The organism is Pantoea sp. UBA5035 (genome assembly GCF_002415245.1).
Classification (GTDB): domain Bacteria; phylum Pseudomonadota; class Gammaproteobacteria; order Enterobacterales; family Enterobacteriaceae; genus Pantoea; species Pantoea septica.
Genome location: NZ_DICD01000027.1, coordinates 86,841 through 109,672 on the forward strand (window position 1 = coordinate 86,841; position 22,832 = coordinate 109,672).

22 protein-coding genes are annotated in these 22,832 nt (G+C 57.6%); 13 read left to right on the top strand and 9 right to left on the bottom strand.

The window, feature by feature from the left end; translation table 11 throughout:
• Positions 1-62 precede the first annotated feature (62 nt).
• Positions 63-2,126 carry a prolyl oligopeptidase family serine peptidase gene (locus tag B3229_RS17135; protein WP_286872748.1) on the top strand — a complete coding sequence of 688 codons (2,064 nt, stop codon included), beginning with the start codon at positions 63-65 and terminating at the stop codon, positions 2,124-2,126.
• Here B3229_RS17135 and exoX read toward each other — a convergent pair.
• Positions 2,120-2,788 carry an exodeoxyribonuclease X gene (gene exoX / locus B3229_RS17140; RefSeq protein ID WP_286873516.1) on the bottom strand — a complete coding sequence of 223 codons (669 nt, stop codon included), beginning with the start codon at positions 2,786-2,788 and terminating at the stop codon, positions 2,120-2,122. The two genes, B3229_RS17135 and exoX, sit on opposite strands and share 7 nt — an antisense overlap.
• 3 nt (positions 2,789-2,791) lie before the next feature.
• A complete protein-coding gene (locus B3229_RS17145; protein WP_033791267.1) occupies positions 2,792-3,022 on the bottom strand; it encodes a DNA polymerase III subunit theta in 231 nt (76 codons plus the stop codon).
• 151 nt (positions 3,023-3,173) lie between these two features.
• On the opposite strand from B3229_RS17145, the gene copC reads away from it, so the two are divergent.
• From copC to B3229_RS17160, 3 genes are read left to right on the top strand one after another with little or no spacing between them, the layout of a single operon-like run.
• Positions 3,174-3,539 (top strand): copper homeostasis periplasmic binding protein CopC, encoded by a 366-nt coding sequence (gene copC / locus B3229_RS17150; RefSeq protein ID WP_048780764.1) that lies wholly within the window; start codon positions 3,174-3,176, stop codon positions 3,537-3,539.
• A gap of 3 nt (positions 3,540-3,542) precedes the next feature.
• Complete coding sequence (gene copD, locus B3229_RS17155) at positions 3,543-4,418, top strand: copper homeostasis membrane protein CopD (protein WP_286872753.1); 876 nt, start codon at positions 3,543-3,545, stop codon at positions 4,416-4,418.
• Positions 4,419-4,453: 35 nt separating this feature from the next.
• Positions 4,454-4,801 (top strand): YebY family protein, encoded by a 348-nt coding sequence (locus B3229_RS17160; RefSeq protein WP_286873519.1) that lies wholly within the window; start codon positions 4,454-4,456, stop codon positions 4,799-4,801.
• Between the two features lie 342 nt (positions 4,802-5,143).
• Here the strand turns inward: B3229_RS17160 and B3229_RS17165 are convergent, their stop codons facing one another.
• The gene (locus B3229_RS17165) at positions 5,144-5,938 is read right to left on the bottom strand and encodes an alpha/beta fold hydrolase (protein WP_286872756.1); all 795 of its coding nucleotides are present in this window, start codon (positions 5,936-5,938) and stop codon (positions 5,144-5,146) included.
• A gap of 472 nt (positions 5,939-6,410) precedes the next feature.
• On the opposite strand from B3229_RS17165, the gene B3229_RS17170 reads away from it, so the two are divergent.
• Positions 6,411-6,938: a serine acetyltransferase gene (locus B3229_RS17170; protein ID WP_286872759.1), complete on the top strand. Its 528-nt coding sequence runs from the start codon at positions 6,411-6,413 to the stop codon at positions 6,936-6,938.
• A gap of 251 nt (positions 6,939-7,189) precedes the next feature.
• Positions 7,190-8,047 carry a manganese catalase family protein gene (locus B3229_RS17175; RefSeq protein ID WP_033746559.1) on the top strand — a complete coding sequence of 286 codons (858 nt, stop codon included), beginning with the start codon at positions 7,190-7,192 and terminating at the stop codon, positions 8,045-8,047.
• A gap of 234 nt (positions 8,048-8,281) precedes the next feature.
• Here B3229_RS17175 and B3229_RS17180 read toward each other — a convergent pair whose 3' ends face one another.
• Positions 8,282-8,488: a hypothetical protein gene (locus tag B3229_RS17180; protein ID WP_033746561.1), complete on the bottom strand. Its 207-nt coding sequence runs from the start codon at positions 8,486-8,488 to the stop codon at positions 8,282-8,284.
• 395 nt (positions 8,489-8,883) lie between these two features.
• On the opposite strand from B3229_RS17180, the gene B3229_RS17185 reads away from it, so the two are divergent.
• Positions 8,884-9,531, top strand: a complete 648-nt coding sequence (locus B3229_RS17185; protein ID WP_286872765.1) for a metallophosphoesterase — start codon at positions 8,884-8,886, stop codon at positions 9,529-9,531.
• A gap of 3 nt (positions 9,532-9,534) precedes the next feature.
• Here B3229_RS17185 and rsmF read toward each other — a convergent pair whose 3' ends face one another.
• The 3 genes from rsmF to yebS form a co-directional block, all read right to left on the bottom strand.
• Positions 9,535-10,953, bottom strand: a complete 1,419-nt coding sequence (rsmF, locus tag B3229_RS17190; protein WP_286872767.1) for a 16S rRNA (cytosine(1407)-C(5))-methyltransferase RsmF — start codon at positions 10,951-10,953, stop codon at positions 9,535-9,537.
• Between the two features lie 146 nt (positions 10,954-11,099).
• Positions 11,100-13,736 (bottom strand): PqiB family protein, encoded by a 2,637-nt coding sequence (locus B3229_RS17195; protein WP_286872770.1) that lies wholly within the window; start codon positions 13,734-13,736, stop codon positions 11,100-11,102.
• Positions 13,705-14,949: a membrane integrity lipid transport subunit YebS gene (yebS, locus tag B3229_RS17200; RefSeq protein WP_033746568.1), complete on the bottom strand. Its 1,245-nt coding sequence runs from the start codon at positions 14,947-14,949 to the stop codon at positions 13,705-13,707. Before yebS ends, B3229_RS17195 begins: the two co-directional genes overlap by 32 nt.
• 233 nt (positions 14,950-15,182) lie before the next feature.
• On the opposite strand from yebS, the gene B3229_RS17205 reads away from it, so the two are divergent.
• The 4 genes from B3229_RS17205 to htpX all read left to right on the top strand — a co-directional run bounded on the left by B3229_RS17205 (position 15,183) and on the right by htpX (position 19,632).
• A complete protein-coding gene (locus tag B3229_RS17205; RefSeq protein ID WP_286872773.1) occupies positions 15,183-15,683 on the top strand; it encodes a GAF domain-containing protein in 501 nt (166 codons plus the stop codon).
• Between the two features lie 96 nt (positions 15,684-15,779).
• Positions 15,780-16,466, top strand: a complete 687-nt coding sequence (gene proQ / locus B3229_RS17210; protein WP_033746573.1) for an RNA chaperone ProQ — start codon at positions 15,780-15,782, stop codon at positions 16,464-16,466.
• A 19-nt stretch (positions 16,467-16,485) separates the two neighbouring features.
• Positions 16,486-18,531 carry a carboxy terminal-processing peptidase gene (gene prc, locus B3229_RS17215; protein WP_048780767.1) on the top strand — a complete coding sequence of 682 codons (2,046 nt, stop codon included), beginning with the start codon at positions 16,486-16,488 and terminating at the stop codon, positions 18,529-18,531.
• A gap of 219 nt (positions 18,532-18,750) precedes the next feature.
• Entirely contained in the window at positions 18,751-19,632 is an 882-nt protein-coding gene (gene htpX, locus B3229_RS17220; RefSeq protein WP_033746579.1) for a protease HtpX, read from the top strand.
• 51 nt (positions 19,633-19,683) lie between these two features.
• On the opposite strand, the gene B3229_RS17225 is transcribed toward htpX, so the two are convergent.
• The gene (locus B3229_RS17225; protein WP_286873522.1) at positions 19,684-21,063 is read right to left on the bottom strand and encodes an MFS transporter; all 1,380 of its coding nucleotides are present in this window, start codon (positions 21,061-21,063) and stop codon (positions 19,684-19,686) included.
• A gap of 178 nt (positions 21,064-21,241) precedes the next feature.
• Between B3229_RS17225 and kdgR the strand changes: the two genes are divergently transcribed.
• Positions 21,242-22,033 carry a DNA-binding transcriptional regulator KdgR gene (kdgR, locus tag B3229_RS17230; protein ID WP_048780768.1) on the top strand — a complete coding sequence of 264 codons (792 nt, stop codon included), beginning with the start codon at positions 21,242-21,244 and terminating at the stop codon, positions 22,031-22,033.
• A 71-nt stretch (positions 22,034-22,104) separates the two neighbouring features.
• Here the strand turns inward: kdgR and B3229_RS17235 are convergent, their stop codons facing one another.
• Positions 22,105-22,341 (bottom strand): YobH family protein, encoded by a 237-nt coding sequence (locus tag B3229_RS17235; protein WP_033746584.1) that lies wholly within the window; start codon positions 22,339-22,341, stop codon positions 22,105-22,107.
• 209 nt (positions 22,342-22,550) lie between these two features.
• On the opposite strand from B3229_RS17235, the gene B3229_RS17240 reads away from it, so the two are divergent.
• A complete protein-coding gene (locus tag B3229_RS17240; RefSeq protein ID WP_286872781.1) occupies positions 22,551-22,817 on the top strand; it encodes a YebO family protein in 267 nt (88 codons plus the stop codon).
• The last annotated feature ends 15 nt before the right edge of the window (positions 22,818-22,832 follow it).

Sequence of the window (22,832 nt, forward strand, 5' to 3'; positions counted from 1 at the left end):
AATTTGGCTTCCCCGCCACCTGATGCCACCCTTAAAGGATATTAATAACAGGGAGACGGAGCATGCAGGCCCCCATCGCAAAAAAAATTCCTCATGAAATGACCCTCCACGGCGAAACGCGCGTGGATGATTACTACTGGCTGCGCGACGACAAGCGCGAGAATGAAGAGGTGCTGGATTATCTGCGCGCCGAAAACAACTACGGCAAGCAGATCATGGCGACACAGCAGCCGCTGCAGAACCGTATTTTAAAAGAGATCGTCGATCGCCTGCCGCCGCAGGATCATTCGGTTCCCTACGTACATAATGGCTATCGCTATCAGAGCCGCTATGAGAGCGGCAACGAATATGCCGCCTACTACCGCCAGCCTACCGAGTGCGCCGTGACCGATGAGTGGACGCTGCTGCTGGACGCCAATCAGCGCGCCTCGCACAGCGAGTTCTACACTATGGGATCGCTCAACATCAGCCCTGACAACAAGGTGATGGCGCTGGCGGAAGATTTTCTCTCCCGGCGACAGTACGGCATTCGCTTTCGCTGCCTGGAGAAGGGGAGCTGGTATCCGGAGGTGCTCAACAACGCCTCCTCCAGCTTCGCCTGGGCGAACGATTCACGCACGCTCTATTACGTGCGCAAGCATGAACAAACGCTGTTGCCCTATCAGGTCTGGCGCCATGAGCTCGGCACGCCGCAAAGCGACGATCGGCTGGTGTATGAAGAGCAGGATGACACCTATCATCTCAGCGTGCATAAAACCACTTCCGAGCACTTTATCCTGATCGCGCTGTTCAGCACCAACAGTAGCGAGATCCAGCTGATCGATGCCGGTTTTCCCGACGCCACGCCGCAGATCTTCCTGCCGCGCCGCAAGGATCATGAATACAGCCTGGATCACTATGAGCATCAGTTTTATATCCGCTCTAACCGCGAGGGGAAAAACTTCGGCCTCTACCGCACGCGCTGGCTGGACGAGTCGCGCTGGGAAACGCTGATCAAGCCGCGCGATCATGTGGTGATGGAAGATTTTCAGCTGTTCCGCGACTGGCTGGTGGTCGAGGAGCGGCAGCGCGGCCTGACCAGTCTGCGCCAGATCCACTGGGAAACCGGCGAGGTAACCGGCATCGCCTTCGACGATCCGACCTATGTCACCTGGCTGGCGTTCAACCCTTCGCCGGAAACCAGCAAGCTGCGCTACGGCTACGGCTCGATGACCACGCCGACCACGCTGTTCGAACTCGATATGGACACCGGTGAGCGGCGTATTCTCAAGCAGAGCGCGGTCGGCAACTTCGACCCCGACAACTACAAAAGCGAGCATCACTGGATTACGGCGCGCGACGGCACCGAAGTACCGGTGTCGCTGGTCTATCACCGCAAACACTATCAGCCGGGTAAAAATCCGCTGCTGGTTTACGGCTATGGCGCCTACGGCAGCAATATGGAGGCGGACTTCAGCGTCAGCCGGCTTAGCCTGCTCGATCGCGGATTCGTCTACGCGTTGATTAACGTGCGCGGCGGCGGCGAGCTGGGACAAAGCTGGTATGACGGCGGCCGCCTGTTTAACAAGATGAACAGCTTCACCGATTTTATCGACGTTACCCAGGCGCTGGTGAAAAAGGGCTTCGGCCAGCCTGGACAGCTCTATGCCATGGGCGGCAGCGCAGGCGGGCTGCTAATGGGCGGGGTGATTAATATGGCGCCGGCGTTGTTCAACGGCGTGGTGGCGCAGGTGCCCTTCGTCGATGTGGTCACCACGATGCTGGATGAGTCGATTCCGCTTACCACCGGCGAGTACGACGAGTGGGGCAACCCAAACGACGCCGACTATTATGGCTATATGCGTCAGTACAGCCCCTACGACAATGTCGAGGCGAAGGCCTATCCGCATATGCTGGTGACGACCGGGCTGCATGACTCGCAGGTGCAGTACTGGGAGCCGGCGAAGTGGGTGGCGAAACTGCGCGCGCTGAAGACCGACAATCATCTGCTGATGCTCTGTACGGATATGGATGCCGGTCACGGCGGCAAGTCGGGGCGCTATAAATCTTATGAGGGCATCGCGCTGGAGCTGACGTTCCTGATCGCGCTGGCGCAGGGCAGCCTGCCGCCGCAGCGCGATTACTGATCGTCGCTCAGGTATTTACGCAGCGCCTGCCGCAGCGGCGGGCGCAGATCGCGCACGTTTTCCAGCACCCAGCGCAAATAGCGCGGATCTTTTCGCGCAATCGAGGCGACGCTCTGGCCGCGATATTTCCCGAAGGGCAGCACGTCGCCCGTTACGCTGGCGGGCTGGCAGTGCTGCGCCATCTGCCCGGCATCCCAGCCGGAAATCTCCATAATGCGGATCAGCAGCGCGGCGGTTACGTAACAGTCGTACAGCGCGCGGTGCGCGTGCAGATTGGCGGGCGGCGTTACCTCCAGCTTAAGGCTATGGCGCAGCGCCTGGTTGCCGTACTTGATGCCGGGCCATAGCTTGCGCGCCAGCGTCATGGTGCAGATCCAGTCGCCGTGCATCTCCGGCAGCATGCGGCGATCGAAGCTGGCGTTATGGGCGACATAGAAAGGACTGCCGTGATAGCGGCCAATCGCCTCCTCAATCGTAGGTTTGCCCACCACCATCGCTTCGGTAATGCGGTGTACGGCCATTGCCTGGCGGCTGATGGGGCGGTCCGGCAGGATCAGGTCGCTCATCGGATTAACGATCTCACCGTTGATCACGTCGACCGACGCCACTTCCACTACGCCGCCCTGGAGCCCGCAGGTTTCGGTATCAATTACGCGTAACATCATTTACTTCAGCTTGGGTTCGTAGGGCAGGCGCGAGAAGTTCAGCGACGCCTGGCGATAGTGCATCAGGCGCTGACGAAACCAGTCGCGCAGCGCAGGCGGCTGCTCATATTCAACCATTTCGGCCACGACCGGCATATTGTAGCGCTCTTTGAACGCCACGCCCGCAGCGGCCAGTTCAACGTTGACTTTATCTTTCTCTTCCTGAGAAAGCAGGGCGAGGTTTTGACTCATGGGGATCTCCTGAAGACAGGGGGCAAAAATAATGCTTATCCCGGCCTGAATCAAGGGCAAAGGATAGCATTGCTGGCCCTCGACACCTGAAAAGCCTCAGCGTATCCTTGCCCACGTTTGCCGCTAATGCGATGGCTAAAAGGATGATCCCATGCAGAAAACAACGATTTTATCAGGCGTTGCCGTCTCGCTGTTGTTAGTGAGCCAGGCGGCGCTGGCGCATGCCCACCTTAAATCGTCCCAACCGGCCGCCGACGCCGCGCTCGCCGCCGCGCCGCAGGCGCTGACCCTGAGCTTTACCGAAGATATTGAGCCCGCGTTTAGCGGCGTAACGCTGCTGGACGGCAGGCAAAAGCCTGTCGCCAGCGAGAAGGTACAACAGGATGCGCAGCAGCACAGCCGGCTGATCCTGCCGCTGAAGAAGCCGCTGGCAGCGGGCGACTATCAGGTTAAGTGGCATGTGCTTTCGGTTGACGGGCATAAGACCCAGGGCAGCTACCGCTTTAGCGTGAAGTAAGTCGTGACCTCGCTGTGGATCCTGCTGCGCGCGTTCCATTTCGCCAGCGTGATGCTGCTGGCGGGCAGCGCGTTTTATACCGTGCTGTTAGCCCCAGCGCGCTACCGCCGCGCGCTGGGGCGGCGACTTAACGCATTAATGCGCGGTTGCGTCTGGCTGGCGTTCGTCACTGCATTGCTGATGCTGGCGACCCAGCTGACGCTGATGAGCGGCGACTGGCGCAACCTCGGCGACAGTGAGATCTGGCGCGCGGTGCTGAGCACGCGTTTCGGCACGGTGTGGCAGTGGGAAACAGGGCTGGCTGGCCTTACGCTGCTGGCGAGTCTGTTGAGAAACAGAGAGCGACAGCAGGCGTGGCTGATCGGCGCTTTGCTGCAGCTGGGCTGTATGGCGTTAATCGGACATGCGGCGATGCGCGAAGGGGTTACGGGCGCGCTGCAGCAGATAAACCATGCGCTACACCTTGTCGGTGCGGCCTTCTGGGCGGGCGGTTTGCTGCCGCTGCTGCTCCTGATGGGCGAGGCGCGGCAGATCGATCGCCGCAGCGACGCCATTCGCGCCATGATGCGCTTTTCGCGCTACGGACATCTGGCCGTCGCGGTAACATTATGCACTGGCATTGTGAATGGGCTGCTGATTGCCGGCTCGCCTCGCCAGTGGCACGGCAGCCTGTATAGCGAGCTGTTAGTGGCTAAGGCGGCGCTGGTGGCATTTATGGTTGCTATCGCGCTGTTCAATCGTTACGTGCTGGTGCCGCGCTTTCGCCTGGCGGGCAAGGGCGCGCAACAACATTTTATTCGTATGACGCAGCTAGAACTGCTGCTGGCATGCGCAGTGGTTGGTCTGGTCAGCGTCTTCGCCACGCTGTCGCCAGCCTGAGTGTGACCCGTTTTGACTGAGTAAAAAGGTAGGCTATTTTGCTGAAGAAAGTGATCCCCGCAATGCTGTTGTTATCTCTCGGTGGCCAGGCGCTGGCGTCAGAAATTATTACCGTCAGCCGTTTCGAAGTAGGTAAGACGTCATGGCCCTTCAGCCGTGAAGAGGTGATGCTGAGCTGCGAGAAAGATGGCTCGCTGTTCGCTATCAACCCCAGCACGCTGATGCAGTATCCGCTTAACGATAAAGCGGAAGCGCGCGTAAAAGCAGGGCAGGTGAAGGCACAACCCATCTCCGTCATTCAGGCGGAAGATAAAGCGCACCCGGGGCAGATGATGAGCCTTCAGCCGATTATCGAGCGTACTCAGGCGCTGTGCGATAAATAATCCTGCCGAGGCGCGAGCGCTTTTCGCGCCTGATTTCGCTGATTCTGCCGTCAGGATCACAATCTGATCCTGCGGATCGCCTCTGCCCGGCCGTTCGCTGGCATTTCCACAGACGTGGGCTAACCTTAAATTGCAAGGCGTCATCGCCTGCATTAATGCCAACTTTTAGCGCACGGCTCTCAAAGAGCCATTTCCCTGGACCGAATACAGGAATCGTGTTCGGTCTTTTTTTATTAATCTGCTTTCAGCCCTGTCGCGCTAAGTCAGTAAATTGAATTCTTTCATATACAGTTGCCCGCCAGCGAACAGGCAACCGCTGCGCCTGTATTTTTCTTCGAGTTGCTAAGGTTTAATCTGCGCTAAAAACTCCGACACGATCTGTGTCACAGATTTGGGCTGCTCCCGGTTGCTGATATGTCCCGCATTCGGGATTTCTATAAAACGGCAGCTCATTAGCTCGGCCATTAACGCGCCCTCTGTCGGTGGACGTGGCATATCGAGCTCCCCCGTGGCGACCAGTGCGGGGCAGGTAATCGTTGACAAAATTTCTTTGCGATCGGGTCGTCCAAAGATCATTTTCCCAATGGGAACAATACTTTCACGAAGATTATTCGTAGTCAGACGGCTCAGATGCATAAGCAGATTTTCAAAATCAGATTTTATGGCATATTTTGAATAAAACTGAGACGCGATATATTCAAGCAGCGGCGAGTTAATTCTGCCGGCGGCATATACCGCATCGAGCATCGCAGAATATTGCTGCTCTTTTTCGTCTGTTTCGCTACCGAGATAGGTATCAAACAGCATCAGACCATTTACACGATCGGGCGCTAAAGCTGCCAGCTCTGCGCCCCACATGCCGCCGACGGAGAGGCCGACCACCGTAAATCTGTCTATGCCAAGACTATCCATCAAACGCAGATGATCTCTGGCGAGATCGACCATAGACGTCGAGCGCGCTGGCAAAGCGGGGGATTTGCCGTGACCCCATAAATCGGGAGCGATAATGCGATAGTGTTTTGAGAGCGTCGGTATCTGAGGCTGCCACATCGTGTGATCAAAAAGATAGCTGTGTCCCAGCAGAACGGGCATGCCAGCGCCAGTATCTAAAAATGACATCTTTTTTTCAGTATTCATATTGCCCTCATGAATGGATTTGAGTAAATAGTTTCTGACGACGTTGCCTTAACGAGCAGGCTTGCTGTTTATTCAGCGTGATTTCAGGATCGTGAACAATTCAATAGAATATTTAGCGAGCGGGCTGACTATCTCATACTCCCTTAAACGGCTCAAAATATTCTTTCTTCATTAAAATTTGCCTGATGAGAAAATTTTGGTGAAACAAAGAGTAACGTTCAGTTTGCTGTTTTTTTATGAAGCTGTTGCATTTCCACCTGACGCAAGAAATAATTGCCACAGATGTGCTATGTATTAACAAAATCGCAAACTAAGCTCCAAAATTATTATTTAATATATTGCACTGTTCGATATTTAAACAGGCAGCACCAGATATCAGTTGCGCCCCCGAAGTCAAGCGAGTAAAGTGCGCGTGATAGTTACGAAAATTTACTCAACGATTTAAGATAACATGACAGTCAGGACAGATTCTTTGCAACAGCTGCTGCGCTATTGGCATGCAGAAGTTATCGGACTCAATAAACGTTTCAGCTTTATACGTCTCTATACTCGCATGAAAAATAAACCTGGCCTGAAATATGTTTTTTGGTGGCGGCTGGCAAACTTTTTTTATGGCAAGGGATATAAGAGGATCGCTTATCGTATTCACAGTCGACTTAAAAAAAATTTTGGCTGCGACATTATGCTGGGTGCAACGATTGGCGAAGGACTGACTATTGCGCATCACACAGGTATAGTGATCTCTAAACGCGTCGTAGCAGGAAGAAACATGAAGCTAACGCAAAACTGCGTGATCGGCAGCGTGGGGAAAAACAACAGAGGAAAGATCTCTATTGGAGATAATTTCTTTCTGGGTTCTAACAGCTGCGTTATAGCTGATGAGCTGCATATTGGTGATAATGTGACCGTTGGGGCCATGAGTTTCGTTAATAAAGATATTAGAAGTAATTGCACCGTATATAGCGAGAAAATTAATCATCTTATCGAGAAGCGTAGCTGATTAGCTCACGGCTGGAGTGGCATTAGCTCATCACATAAATTCCTTACAAAGATCATGGTCAGTAGTCATTTTCTAACCAGAGGGTAGTCTTAGTGTTAATATTTTTTCATCGCTAACTAATTAATATTCCTCAAGGCTGCGCTTTTCTGCCGCTTATATTCCCTGCCAATCTTTACGGGCGCGCTTTCATTTTTCGCCAACCTCTTCCAGGCTTGTCTGGCTTATTCTTTTCAACAAGCCAGGAGATATTTATGTTTCATCATTCTTCAAAGCTTCAATACCCAGTACGCGTCGACAAAGCCGATCCGGAATTCGCCATGCTACTGCAGCAGGCGATCGGCGGCGTGGAAGGGGAGATCCGCGTGGCGATGCAGTACTTCTTCCAGGCGATGGGCGCGCGCGGCGATGCGCGAATCCGCGATTTGCTGATTTCGACCGCAACCGAAGAGCTGGCGCATATCGAAATGCTGGCGCATGCCGTTGCACTGAACCTGGAAGGCGCGCCGCTCTCCTATCAGGAAGCGTCGGCCAAAGATCCGGTGGTCAACGCGGTACTGGGCGGTATGAACCCGCGCCACATCCTCTCGTCAGGCCTGGCGGCGCTGCCGGTCAACGCCAACGGCGTGCCTTTCGATATGAGCCATATCTACGCGTCTGGCAACGTGGCGGCGGATATGCTAGCCAACGTCACGGCGGAAGCGACAGGACGCGTACTGGCGACCCGCCTCTATAATCTCACTGAAGATACCGGCATGAAGGATTTTCTCTCCTTCCTGATCGCCCGCGACACCATGCATCAACAGCAGTGGCTTGCGGTGATTGAAGAGATGGGCGGACTTAACGCTTCGCTGCCGATACCGAACAGCTTCCCGCAAAGCGAAGAAGCCAGCGAACATTCTTACTATGTGCTTAACACTTCGCTGGATAAACCGCTGCCGAAAGGCCGCTGGTGCGAAGGCCCGTCATTTGACGGCAAAGCGCAGTTTACCGCGAAAGAGAAACCTGAGCTTCTGGGCGATGAGCCGCTGTTGGGCCATGCCCGTCCGGGCTCGGGCGCTCAAAGCGAACAGGAGCTATCGGGCACCGTTCCGCCAGCGTTAAAACCCTGATCGCACTCTGTCCAGGGAGGGGTACGCGTACTATAGAGATTCGGCGCGTCTGACGCGCCGTCTTATGCTTGCCAAAAAATGAACTATCACCTCAGCGGCGGCAACTGCTCTCGTACCAGCCTAAAACAGAGCGGCGAAAAATATTTTTTTCGACCTCACCTGAAAAGCCGCTTTTAGCCCGCTGCGGCGCCAAAAATGAAAAACCCCAGCCTGCGCCGGGGTTAACTGAATCACTTATTTAGTATCCAGAACCTGCTGCAGCCAGACCAGTTCGTCATCGAAACCGGATTCGCGTAACAGCTGGAAATAGGATTGCTGAATATCTGTTGAAACCGACGCCAACAGCATGCCCAGCATTCCTTTGGTTTTACAGATTTCTAGTGCTGCGTTTTCGAGAGAATCAAGGTTAAAACTTACGTTATCAAGCGTTTCAGCGACCATTCTTATTCTCCTGACCGGAGGTAATCAGCCATCCCTCCTTTGCTGTGTGTATCTGCTCCACATCGTGGACGGGCTGAGATCTCACACTAACGCAGTTTCGTCTGTCGGAAACATCCTGATATCTGAACAGTAATCGCCATTTGCTGGCGCTTTTACCGATGAAGCGTACGGAAAATCTGAGTAGAGGTCAGAAAGCATCGCCTTCAGCCTTTCAGCCAACAAACAGCAGATGCACGAGACGCGCCAGCGATTCCAGCAGCAGCAGGCTGCCGAGGAAGATAAGCACTAACACGCTGATAAATTGTTTCCGGCTATTCATCACGCCTCCCTGAAGATGTGACCGGCTATACTTTAACCCGCAATAAGTAAACCTGTTGTTAACAAGCGGAATCAAAATGCACTACCAGTATCTCAACGGTGAAAACTGGCAAAATATCTGGATTGTCGGCGATCTACACGGCTGTCGGCGACAGCTAGACGCACTGCTGCTGGAAAAAGCTTTTGATAAGCAAAGCGATCTGCTGATCTCCGTCGGCGATTTAATCGATCGCGGGCCTGACAGTCCTGGCTGTTTAGAGCTGCTTGACGCGCCATGGTTCCGCTGCGTACGGGGAAATCATGAAGAAATGGCGCTGCGTGCGTTACAGTGTCACGAATCGCCAGGCTGGATAATGAACGGCGGCGACTGGTTCTATAAGCTGACGGGTGCCAGGCTAATTGCGGCGCGCCACGCGCTAAGAAGGCTAGAGAGCCTGCCGCTGATTCTGCACCTGCAGCTGGCTGATCGTATTGTTGTCGTGGCGCACGCAGACTATCCGGCGGAGCGCTACGCGTGGGAGCAGCCGCTGGACTGGGAGAAAGTGGTGTGGAATCGCGAACGCATCGCCCGACTGCAATCGGGCGAAGCGGGAAAAATCGCGGGCGCAGACGCTTTTTACTTCGGCCATACGCCGCTGCAGCATCCGCTGGAATCAGGCAACCTGCACTATATCGATACCGGCGCGGTGTTCGGCAACCGGCTGACGCTGATTCAGCTGCAGTAAGGCTCAGCGGAACAGACGGCCGTCACGCACCAGCTCGCGCGGATAGCTGTTCTTAATGCGGCTGCCGACGCGTTTCGCCAGGCCAATCGGCTGCTGCTGGTAGGTTACAATCACTTCATCGCGCTGCGGCGGCGTATCAGGGAAAATATCCCGGCCGCGATACCACTCCAGCGCCTCATCGGCGCTCAGCTCAAACGCTCGTTCCGCGTCCGGCTGCGCCAGCGCGATCACCGCTTCATGCTGCCAGCGATAGCCTTTGGCAAAGGTTTCAGCCAGCTTAATGCCGATACGAGAAAAGCGAACGCTGCCGAGCAGCGGCGTAATCGCCTCGGGAAACAGCCAAATCTCTTTGTCGCGCTGCCACAGCGTCAGGTCGTCGCTCCACTTCAGGCATACCGACGCCGCAGCCTGAGCCACCTCCGCCGCCGCCTTTTTATTCAGCGGCGTAAAAGGCAGCTTGCCCAGCTTGTAGCCGGGCTGCGGCAGCGGCGGCACCGAGTCGGTTTTACGCAGGCGCGCCACAAAGAAGCCTTCGCTGTCGAAAAGCTGCGGGAAAACGTGCAGATATCCTTCCGGCGTCAACGCCTGCCCGGCGCCCGCGAAGAGCGCGTCGAGTGGAATGACCTCAACCGCCTGCGGATAGCGCGCCAGCAGCCAGGCAATAACCTGCTGGTTTTCAATCTGGTTAAGGGTGCAGGTGGAATAGACCAGCATGCCGCCAGGCTTCAGAGCATGAAACGCGCTCTCCAGCAGGTCCCGCTGGGTGGCGGCGATAGTCTCGGTGCTGCTCAGCGACCAGTTTTTCAGCGCGTCGGCATCTTTGCGGATAACGCCTTCGCCCGAACAGGGCGCATCCAGCAGCACGGCGTCGAAGCGCTCCGGCAGCGCTGGGCCAAAGACGCGCGCGTCAAAATGGGTCAGCGCCACGTTGCTGACGCCGCAGCGGCTGACGTTAGCGTGCAGCACCTTAACGCGGCTGGAGGAGAACTCGTTAGCGAGGATGGCGCCGCGGTTGTTCATATGCGCCGCTATCTGCGTGGTTTTCGAACCCGGCGCCGCCGCCATATCCATCACCGTTTGCGCCTCAGGCGCGCCATCGAACAGCGCGCTGACCGGCAGCATCGAGCTCGCTTCCTGAATATAAAACAGGCCGCTGAGATGCTCCGCCACGCTGCCAAGCGGCAGGCTCTCGTCATCTCGCTCAATCCAGAAGCCTTCCGCGCACCAGGGCACCGGCGCCAGCCGCCAGCCATAGTCAGCCGTCTGGGCGAGGAAATCCGCCACGCTGATTTTAAGGGTATTGATGCGGATAGAGCGGCGCAGCGGCTGCTGGCTAATGGCGATAAAGCGCTGCAGTTCAGCATCGTCGGGCAGCGCGGCGCGCATCAGATCAAGGAAGTCAGAGGGGAAAAGGTCGGCCACGGCAGGTTCCAGGTAAGGCGTTGAGGTCAAAAAACAGGGCGGCAGTGTAGCACGAAAATGGTGGTGGGACGCTTCGCGCTTCGGTCGATAACGCCCACACATTAATTACTCAGCCGTCTGAAAGTGGTTTCAGACGGCTAACGAGATTACTGCTGCGGCTCGGGGATCGCCGTCCCCCAGCTGCGCCAGTTTTTCGGCGCTTCATCCTGCAGCAGGAAGTGCTTGTCTGCGCCCGCCTGCGGCGCCAGCGGCACCGTCGGCGGGGTGGCGAACTGAATGCCGCCGCGAATAAACTGCTGGAAGGTGCCGGTTTTCACTACGCCGCCGATCAGGCCGAAGTCGAGGTTATAGCCTGACGCCAGCCAGAACACCGAGTTGTTGCGCACCAGATGCTGATACTTCTTGCTGATGCGCAGCGCAATCTGCACGCGATCCGCCATATTGCCCAGCGAGGTCCCGGTAACGGTGCCCACCTCGACGCCGCGGAACAGCACCGGCGTGCCGATAGAGAGCGAGCCCGCCTCGGCGGCATCGACATAAATCGTCAGTCCGTTCAGGTAGCGCGAATCGGTAATGGTGCTCTCCTGCAGCTCAAAAATCCGCGCCGGACGCCCCTTGCCGGGATCGACGTTGACGTAGGGCTGCAGCAGCGTCTCCAGATGGTTGACGCCCGCCGGAGAGATTTCAGGCGATACCACCGAGAAGTGGCTGCCGCTGCGCGCGAAGTCCTGCACATACTCTGGATAGAGCACCGCCTTCGCCACCACCTGATTGTTATCCGGGCTGAGCGACAGCGACTCGACCTGGCCGATATTGATGCCCAGATAGCGAATCGGCATGCCTTGCGACAGCTTGCTGGCGTCATAGGTATGCAGCGTAATCTGGCTGCCGACCGCGCGCGCCGCCGTCTCGGAAGGATAGAGCGTGCGCTTGCTGCCTTTGGCGTTCGCCGCGCCGCTCATATTGTCGAAGCTGATGGCGCCGCGCAGCGCGCGGTTCAGCGGCGACGCCTGAACGGTCAGGCCGCTGCCGTTAAGCTGCACACGCGCGCCGCCTTCCGCCCAGAACACGCTCTCGCTGGTCAGAAGCTTGCGGTACTCCGGCTTAATATGCACGGCGATATCGAAGGCGCTGGCGCGCGGCGTGACGTCGACGATTTCGCCCACTTCATATTTGCGGTAAAGCACCACCGAACCGGCCTGCACGTCCGGCAGGCTGTTGGCGGTCAGCGTCAGCGTCGTTGAAGGGCGATCGCCGATAATGCCTTCCTCCGCCTTTTCGGCGTCGGCAAACAGCGGGTAGGCGGATTTCACCGCGCCCTGGTTGCCGGGCTCCAGCCGAATGCCGCCGTCGACCCATTCGCGCGCGCTGGCGCCCAGCACCTTCATGCCGTCGAGGCCGAATTTCACGTCGAGTCGGCTGTTGACGATAAACTTGCTGTCGCCGTGCACCAGGTTGCGATAGGCCGGCTCAATCGCCGCCACGAACTGAATGCCTTTCTCATTCAGCTCACGCGAAATCACCTGGCCGATCTTCATGCCGTGCAGCATAACCGGCTGACCGGCGTCGATGCCGTAACTCTCCGGCGCGCTGAGCTTCACCGTCAGCACGTCAGGCTTCTGCAGCAGCGACTCGTTGGCGGGCAGCACGGTAAAGTGGCTTTGCGGCTCGCCGTCGCCCGGCACCAGCTCCAGCGTATTGCCGGTCAGCAGGCTGCTGAGGTTGGTATCGGTAAGACTCACTTTCGGACTGCGCATCTCAATGCGCGTGCCGCTGCGCATCAGGCTCACCACAGACGGATCAAGGGTCAGCTCGCCCGTGACTTTGCCGCCGCTCAGCAGGTTGAGTTTGGTCAGGCTGCCGACCTCCAGACCCTGATAGATCAGCGGCGTGCGGCCCGCTTTCAGGTTGTTGCCGTCGGGCAGATCGAGCGTAACCACCACGCCGCGCTGGCTGCGCGCCAGATCGGGATAGAGTTTGTAGTTCTGGTCAGTTTTCGCCTGCGGCGAATCTTCCGGCGAGTCGAAGGCGATAGCGCCGTTGACCAGCGCCGCCAGGCTCTCCAGCTCCACCTTCGCACCGCTCAGGCTAACGTCGGCGCTCAGCCCCGACACGTTCCAGAAGCGGCTGTTGGTCTTGACCAGATTATTAAAGCGGCGTTCGATCAGCACGTCGATGGTGACGCCATCCGTCTTGCTGTTGATGCTGTAGTCATAAACGCGTCCCACCGGGATCTTGCGGTAGTAAACCAGCGATCCGGAGTTGAGCGCGCCGAGATCGGGCGCGTGCAGATGGATCAGCAGCTCGCCGGTATTGACGCGATACTTAGGCTGGGTATCCTGCGCGACGAAGTTTTCGCGCGGCTTGCCGCTGCCCGGCATCATGCCGATATAGTTGCCGCCCACCAGCGCGTCGAGGCCCGAAACGCCCGCCAGCGACGCTTTCGGCGTCACCAGCCAGAACTGGGTGTTTTCGCGCAGCGCCTCTTTCATGTCGCTCTTGATGCTCGCCTTGATCTGAATGGTGCGGTAGTCGTCGCTCAGATTGATGCCCTGCACGGTGCCGACCTCCACGCCCTGATAGCGGACAGGCGTGCGGCCCGGCACGATGCCGTCCGCCGACTGGAAGTTAATGGTGATCACCGTGCCGCGCTCTTCGTAGTTGGTCCAGAGCAGCCAGCCGGCGATCAGCATGGCGATGATCGGCAGAAGCCAGAATGGAGAAACCTTACGTTTGCTGCGCAGCGTCGCGTTAGTCGATGTAGTCGGCGTTTCCTGTTGCATGTGCATCCCAAAGCAGGCGGCTGTCGAGCCACTCAACGGCCATAATGGTCAGGATCACCGCCGCGCCGAAGTAAAACGCGGCGGGTCCCATGGTAAAAGCCAGCAGCTGATCGCGATTGACCAGCGACATGGTTAATGAAATCACAAAGAGGTCCAGCATCGACCAGCGGCCGACCCAGGTCACCACCCGCAGCAGGCGAATGCGGGTTTTCAGCCCCTGTTCGCAGCGGAAGTGAATGCTGAGCAGCAGCGTCAGCATCACCAGCACCTTGGTGAAAGGCACCAGAATACTGGCGATAAACACCACCGCCGCGACCGGAATATTGCCGGAGGCCAGGCCGAGGATGCCGGAAAAAATAGTGTCCTCGCGCCGCGAACCGTTCAGATAGACCACAGAAATCGGCAACAGGTTGGCGGGGATCAGCAGCACGATCGAGGCGATCAGCGCCGCCCAGGATTTTTGCAGGCTGTGGCGACGGCGGAAGTCGAGCGGCGTATGGCAGCGCGGACAGCGGCCGCGCGCGTCCGGCTCACCGGTATTGTGGCAGTTCAGGCAGACCTGCAGCCTGTCGCGTGCGGTCGTATTCTGCTTCTGCGGATAGAAATGTTCCCACAGCTGCTCGACGTTAAGGTGGATCAGGGTCAGCAGGCTCAGCAGCGTCAGCGTCAGGTAGGCGGCCAGCCCGTAGCCGACCTCCAGCGAGGCGTAGTCCTGCACTTTAATCGACGCCACCGCGATGCCCACCAGGTAGATGTCGAGCATCACCCACTCTTTAACCTTCTCCAGCATCAGCAGCACCGGACGCAGGTTCATCCCTAGCCGATGGCCGAGGGTCAGGTAGCCGATACCAGCCACCAGCGCGACCGGCGCGCCGATGGTGCAGAACGCCACCATCGAGGCGGTCAGCACGTTACCCTGTTCCGCCATCTGAATTACGCCGCCCAGCAGGCTGGCGTTAATGCGCATGCCGAGCAGGCGAATATCCACCAGCGGCAGGGTAAAGGCGAAAGGCATCAGCACCATAATCATCGCGGCCATGACCGTCAGCCGCGTCATCGACCAGTCGCGCCCGCTGATAATTTGCGCATGGCAGCGTGGACAATAGGCAGACTGATGCGATTTCACATCCGGTAAGGAAAAAAGGGTATCGCATTGCGGACAACGCTGATAACGTGCGTGGGGCAATGGCTGGCTGATAGCGTGAATTTTCATAGGGTGATGCAGGTTTCGCCCAGATATTTGTCGCTGTGACCGGATGCGGTCGTGGGGCAAAAAAACGTTTTTACGTTTCCGGCATCCCCGCAAGGGGCCCACGTTTCGATCCACAAAAATCTAAGGTTATAGCAACTAACGCTATGATTCACCTTGTGGCGGTGGATATTTAGTGCTTATTTTAACGGGCGGTTAATTAAAGCCGCTCTGTTGTTAATGTTAATGGTTAAACAATGAACAAAACTGCCTTTTACGATGATTTGAATCGCGACATGCGCGCATTGCTCGCGGGGGAGAAATCGTTTCTCGCCGCACTGGGCAATTTCAGCGCGCTGCTGTATGAACGCCTCGAGGGCGTTAACTGGGCGGGCTTCTACCTGCTGACGGAAGCCGACACGCTGGTGCTGGGGCCTTTTCAGGGCAAAATCGCCTGCGTGCGCATCCCGGTAGGCAAAGGCGTCTGCGGCACGGCGATAGCGCAGGATAAAGTGCAGCGCGTCGACGACGTGCACGCCTTTCCCGGCCATATCGCCTGCGACGCTGCCAGCAACGCCGAGATCGTGATTCCTCTGAAAGTAAACGGCGCGCTGGTAGGCGTTCTGGATATCGACAGCACGGTGTTCAATCGCTTCGACAGCGAGGATGAGACAGGGCTGGTTGCACTGACTGATGGGCTTTGCGACGTGCTGGCGGACAGCGATATCGAAAAATTTTTGCAGCTGACGCGTAGCTAATCGACTGGATCGCATGGTATTTGGCAATGTTGTCATTATAATGTCGCCTGTTCATGCCTGCTCTGGTCGGCAAATCCGTTGTAATCAGGAAATTTCATGGAAAATCAACCTAAGTTGAATAGCAGTAAAGAAGTGATCGCCTTTCTGGCGGAACGTTTTCCAAACTGCTTTAGCGCCGAAGGTGAGGCGCGTCCGCTCAAAATCGGCATCTTTCAGGATCTGGTCGAGCGCGTTCAGGGCGAAATGGGTCTGAGCAAGACTCAGCTGCGTTCGGCGCTGCGTCTCTATACCTCTAGCTGGCGTTATCTCTACGGCATCAAAGCCGGCGCGACGCGCGTCGATCTCGACGGCAACGCCTGCGGCGTGCTCGACGAGCAGCACGTGCAGCATGCGCGTCAGCAGCTGGAAGAGGCGAAAGCGCGCGTTCAGGCGCAGCGTGAGCAGCAGAAAGCCGCGAAGCGCGAAGCAGGCGAAGAGGGTGCCGAACCCCGTCGTCCGCGTCGTCCGGCCGCACGCAAGCCAGCCGAAGGCGAAGCGCCGCGTAAAGCGCGTCCTCAGTCGCCGCGTCCGGCCGCTCAGGATCGCAAACCGGCTCCGCGCCCTGCAGCGCAGGCGAAACCCATCACCGATACCTCAACTTTGCAACCTGGCCAGAATATCAAAGTCAAAGCAGGCAAAAGTGCGATGGACGCCACCGTTCTTGAAGTGTCAAAAGACGGCGTTCGGGTACAGCTCGCTTCCGGCATGGCAATGATTGTGCGCGCAGAACACTTGCAGTTCTGAAACGGAGGCTGACCCCGGCATGAACACCCTGTTAAAAATCGGTATGATTGCGGGCCTGCTACTGGCAGGCCCTTCATTTGGCGCAGAGAATATCACCCGCGTCGATCAGATCCCCCAGCTTCACGAAGATCCGCAGGATGCTACCGTCAGTGAACGGGTGACCTCTCGCTTTACCCGCTCTCACTATCGCCAGTTCGATCTCGATCAGGCCTTTTCGGCGAAAATTTTCGACCGCTACCTGAACATGCTCGACTACAACCACAACGTGTTGCTGGCATCGGACGTGGCGCAGTTCGCCGACAAGAAAAGCACGCTCGGCGACGAGCTGCGCAGCGGCAAGCTGGATGTTTTCTACGATCTCTATAATCTGGCGCAGAAACGCCGCTTCGAGCGCTATCAGTATGCGCTCGACGTGCTGAACCGCCCGATGAACTTTACCGGCAACGACACCATCGATATCGATCGCGCTAAAGCGCCCTGGCCGAAAGATCAGGCGGAGCTGAATGCGTTGTGGGACGCCAAGGTAAAGTATGACCAGCTCAGCCTGAAGCTGACTGGCAAAGATGAAAAAGAAATTCGCGATGTGCTGACTAAACGCTACAACTTCGCCATTCGCCGCCTGGCGCAGAGCAACAGCGAAGATGTGTTCCAGCTGGCGATGAACGCCTTCGCGCATGAAATCGACCCGCACACCAACTACCTGTCGCCGCGCAACACCGAACAGTTCAACACCGAAATGAGCCTGTCGCTGGAAGGTATCGGCGCGGTGCTGCAAATGGATGACGACTACACGGTGATCAACTCGATGGTCGCAGGCGGTCCTGCGGCGAAGAGCAAAGCGATCAGCGTCGGCGACCGCATTGTCGGCGTCGGTCAGCCGGGCAAACCGATGGAAGATGTGATCGGCTGGCGTCTCGACGACGTGGTAGCCAAAATCAAGGGGCCGAAAGGCAGCAAAGTGCGTCTTGAAGTGCTGCCTGCGGGCAAGGGCACCAAAACCCGCACCGTGACCCTGACGCGCGAGAAGATCCGCCTTGAAGACCGCGCGGTGAAGATGAGCGTGCACAACGTCGGCAAACAGAAAGTCGGCGTGCTGGATATTCCAGGCTTTTATGTCGGTCTGACCGATGACGTCAAGGTGCAGCTGCAGAAACTGCAGAAGCAGAACGTCGACAGCGTGGTGATCGATCTGCGCACTAACGGCGGCGGCGCGCTGACCGAAGCGGTTTCGCTCTCCGGCTTGTTTATCCCCAGCGGTCCGGTGGTGCAGGTGCGCGACAACAACGGTCGCGTGCGTGAAGACAGCGACAACGACGGCGTCGTCTACTACAAAGGCCCGCTGGTAGTGCTGGTGGACCGCTTCAGCGCTTCGGCGTCGGAAATCTTCGCGGCGGCGATGCAGGACTACGGCCGCGCGCTGATCGTCGGCGAACCGACCTTCGGCAAAGGCACCGTGCAGCAGTATCGCTCGCTGAACCGCATCTACGATCAGATGCTGCGTCCGGAGTGGCCTGCGCTTGGTTCCGTGCAGTACACCATCCAGAAGTTCTACCGCATCAACGGCGGCAGCACCCAGCGTAAAGGCGTCACGCCGGATCTGCTGATGCCGACCGGCGTAGAAGCGGCGGAAACCGGCGAGAAGTTCGAAGATAACGCGCTGCCGTGGGACAGCATCAACGCGGCGAGCTACACCAAAACCGGCGACGTCAAGCCGCTGGTGGCGCAGCTGACCAAACAGCACGAAGCGCGTATCGCCGAGGATCGCGAGTTCCAGTACATCATGAAAGATATCGCCCGCTTCAATGCGATGAAGGACAAGCGCAATATCGTGTCGCTCAATCTCGCCCAGCGCGAAAAAGAGAACCACGAAGAGGATGCGCTGCGTCTGGAGCGGATTAACGCGCGCTATCAGGCGGAAGGCAAAAAGCCGCTGAAGAGCCTGGACGATCTGCCGAAAGATTATAAAGAGCCCGATCCTTATCTCGACGAGACGGTGAGAATCGCCAACGATCTGGCGCAGCTGGATAAGTCCCAGCCCGCGTCAACGGCCCCCGCCGCGCAGTAAGCGCAGGGGAGTGAAAAGCACCGCGACGCGGTGCTTTTTTTTTGCCTGGAAGGGGGAAACGACCCGCGCAAACCTGGCCGTGCAGCGAAAGCATGACTAAATGTAAAGTTATGTCTTTTTAGGCACTTAAAGGTTAAGGTCGCTTGAAATGCGCTGCGATGACCCTAGGATAAGGATCCGCGCAGTCAGCGCATGAACAACTGAGGAAGATTAACTTTTATGATGCGTATTGCTCTTTTCCTGGTGACCAACTTAGCTGTGATGTTGGTCTTTGGGCTGATCCTCAGCCTGACAGGGATCCAGTCAAGCAGTGTTCAGGGCCTGATGATCATGGCAGGCCTGTTTGGCTTTGGCGGTGCGTTTGTTTCACTGCTGATGTCGAAGTGGATGGCGTTGCGTTCGGTCGGCGGTGAGGTGATTGAACAACCCCGGAATGAAACGGAGCGCTGGCTGATGCAGACCGTTGGGCGTCAGGCGCAGCAGGCGGGCATCGCAATGCCGCAGGTCGCTATCTACCATGCGCCCGACATCAACGCCTTCGCCACTGGCGCGCGCCGCGACGCCTCGCTGGTCGCCGTCTCTACCGGACTGCTGCAGAACATGAGCCGCGACGAAGCGGAAGCGGTGCTGGCGCACGAGATCGCGCATATCGCCAACGGCGACATGGTGACCATGACGCTGATTCAGGGCATCGTGAACACCTTCGTCATCTTTATCTCGCGCATTATCGCGCAGGTGGCGTCGGGCTTCCTCTCCGGCAACCGCGACGGCGAGGAGAGCAGTAACGGCAATCCGCTGGTCTACTTTGCCGTGGCGACGGTGCTGGAGCTGGTGTTCGGTATTCTGGCCAGCATCATCACCATGTGGTTTTCGCGCCACCGCGAATTCCACGCTGACGCCGGTTCTGCGAAGCTGGTAGGGCGCGAGAAGATGATCGCCGCGCTGCAGCGTCTGAAAACCAGCTACGAACCGCAGGAGCCGAGCAGCATGATGGCGTTCTGCATCAACGGCAAAAACAAGTCGCTGAGCGAGCTATTTATGTCGCACCCGCCGCTGGATAAGCGTATCGAAGCGCTGCGCAGCGGTCAGTATCTGAAGTAACCGCTCAGGCGATAAAAAGGCGACTCCCTGGAGTCGCCTTTTTTATGGCCGTCACTGCGCCGCGGCGCGTTTCTGCGACAGGCGCGACAGGCTAAAGAGTGCGGCGACGCTCGAGAAGAGCCCGGCGAGGATCAACGAAGCGTGCGTGCCGCCCTGATCGAACAGGGTGAACATCAGCGCCACCAGCGCTGCGCCGCTGCTCTGACCCAGCAGACGCGCCGTGCCCAGCATGCCGCTGGCGCCGCCGCTGCGGTTGCGCGGGGCGGAAGAGATAATGGTGTGGTTGTTGGGCGACTGGAACAGGCCGAATCCGGCGCCGCACAGCGCCATGCGCCAGATAATATCCCAGTCCTGCGGCTGCGCAGGCAGCAGCGCCAGCAGAAACAATCCCGCCGCGAACAGCGCCAGGCCGATGCCGCCAAGCAGCCCGGCGTGAATATGCTCAATCAGGCGTCCGGCAATCGGCGCCAGCACCATGGTCGCCAGCGGCCAGGGCGTCAGCAGCAGGCCGGTTGCGACCTCATCGCGTCCCAGCACGTTTTGCAGGAAAAAGGGCAGCGACACCATCGCCAGCATCTGCGCGCAGAAAGAGCAAATGGAGGTGCAGATAGAGAGGCTGAACAGCGGAATGCGCAGCAGATCCACCGGCAGCAGCGGCACCGCCAGACGCTGCTGTCGACGCACGAAGAACCAGCCGAGCACCGCCAGCACCGCCACTTCTGCCAGCGCCAGCGCCCGGCTGCCGCCCTGGGCGAAACCGGTCAGCGCATAGATGAGCAGACCGAAAAACAGCGCGTTCATCAGCGCGCTCGGCACGTCGAACTTCTGCGCCTTCGCTTTCTGGCTGTTCTCCGGCAGGAAGCGCAGCGCCAGCCACAGCGCAATCACGCCCAGCGGCACGTTAATCAGGAACAGCCACTTCCAGCTGGCGAACGACAGAATTGCCGCCGCCACCGTCGGCCCGGCAGCGCTTGAGACCGCCACCACCAGCGAGTTAATTGCCATGCCGCGCCCCAGGTGACGCTGCGGATAGATAATGCGGATCAGCGCGGTGTTAACGCTCATCAGCGCCGCACCGCCAAAGCCCTGCAGCACGCGCGCCAGCGTCAGCATCGATAGGGACGAAGAGAGGGCGCAAAAGGCTGAGGTGAGGATAAACAGGCCGAGCCCGACCTGATAGACCCGGCGATAGCCGAGCATATCGCCGAGAAAAGAGAGCGACAGCAGCGAAGCGACGATAGCGATTTGATAGGCGTTGACGATCCAGACCGACTGCGCCGGGCTGGCGTGCAGGTCGCGCGCGATGGTCGGCAGCGCCACGTTGGCGATTGCGCCATCCAGCACCGCCATCATAATACCCAGTGCAATGGTAAAAATAGCGCCATACCGCTGCGGAGCGGGCAGGCCATCCTGAAAAGGTGTCGGGGACATAGAGAGAAAAATAAAGTGGGTGAATATCACCATGCTAATGAATCTGCTGCTGAAACGCACCGTCTTTAGCGCAAAAAGCGGGGTTAAAGTATGTCGTGCGGTGACAGCTGAGGGGTTGGCGCGCTATATTGGTCATCTGTTCCGATTTTATTAAAACAATTTTAAAAAAGGGTGCGTGATGGCCGTCAGTGAAAATGATAAACAACCCGATGCCGTATCCTCCGTTATGAAGGTGTTCGGTATTCTGCAGGCGCTGGGTGAAGAGCGCGATCACGGCATTACTGAACTGGCGCAGCGCGTGATGATGTCGAAGAGTACCGTTTACCGCTTCCTGCAGACCATGAAGACGCTGGGTTATGTAACGCAGGAAGGAGAGAGCGAAAAATACTCTCTGACGCTAAAGCTATTCGAGCTGGGCGCGAAGGCGTTGCAGAATGTCGATCTGATCCGCAGCGCCGACGTGCAGATGCGCGAGCTTTCACGACTGACCAAAGAGACGATTCACCTCGGGGCGCTGGAAGAGGACAGCATCGTCTACATCCATAAAATCGACTCGCTCTATAATTTGCGTATGTATTCGCGCATCGGACGGCGCAATCCGCTGCATACCACGGCGATCGGCAAAGTGCTGCTTGCGTGGCGCGACCGCGCAGAGGTGAATGAGATCCTGAAAGAGGTCGAGTTCAAGCGCAGCACCGCTAACACCATCGTCACGCGCGAAGCGTTAATCGAGGTGCTGGATCAGGTAAAAGTGCAGGGCTTCGGCGAAGATAACGAGGAGCAGGAAGAGGGGCTGCGCTGTATCGCCGTGCCGGTGTTCGACCGCTTCGGCGTGGTTATCGCCGGTCTGAGCATCTCTTTCCCGACTATCCGCTTCTCGGAAGAGGCGAAAAGCGACTATGTCGCCATGCTGCACCGTGCGGCGCGCGCGCTCTCAGCCGAGATGGGCTATCACCACTACGATTTCTGATAAAAAAGCGGGCAAACGCCCGCCTGGCCTTTCAATGAATAGTCAGTGCGGCTCAGTTGGCCGCGCGCCGCTTAATTGTCGATCACCTCTCCGCTCTTCTTCAGCAGCGGGCAGTCGCTCACGCCGATAACGCCGCTGTCGGTATGCAGATACTGGGCGGTAATCAGACCGCGCGCGGTAAGGTAGTTGCACTGCAGGCCCAGACCCGCTGCGTTTTTAGCGCTGCCGGTCAGCACGCCATAGCCGGTAAACAGCATGGCGACCCAGATAACGGCGAGCAGAACGATCGCCCGAATAAAGAGTTTCATTTTTTCTCCTTGTGATACATAACGCAGCTGTCCACCTTGTGCTGCCGCCCGTAATATTAACAGCTTGCCTCGCTTTGTCTGCCGAAGCGATCGGAGATTGCTGAAAGCGAGGCGTCAGGGAATTCTGCATTCAGGCGCATAGCCTGGTCAGCCGCGTGCGCAGCAGGTAGAATCGACGCCATCGATATTTTTCCGTTTTTGAGGCAGTTATGAACGAATTAGCCGCAACCACCGATCCGCTGTTCAGCTATGGCGTACTGGCGGTCACTATCATTGTGGCGTTTATCGCCTGGTTTTTCGTTAACCGGGCCAGCGTGCGCGCCAGCGAACAGATCCAGCTGCTGAGCCAGCTGCTGGAAGAGCAGAAAAAACAGAACGCGCTGCTGCGTCGCCTGGTGGAAAGCCAGAGCGTAGAGCAGGAAAAGCCGGAGACAGAAGAGCCGCGCGAATTTATCCGCATGATCCCGGAACGCTAAGGTCCCTTAGCCCGG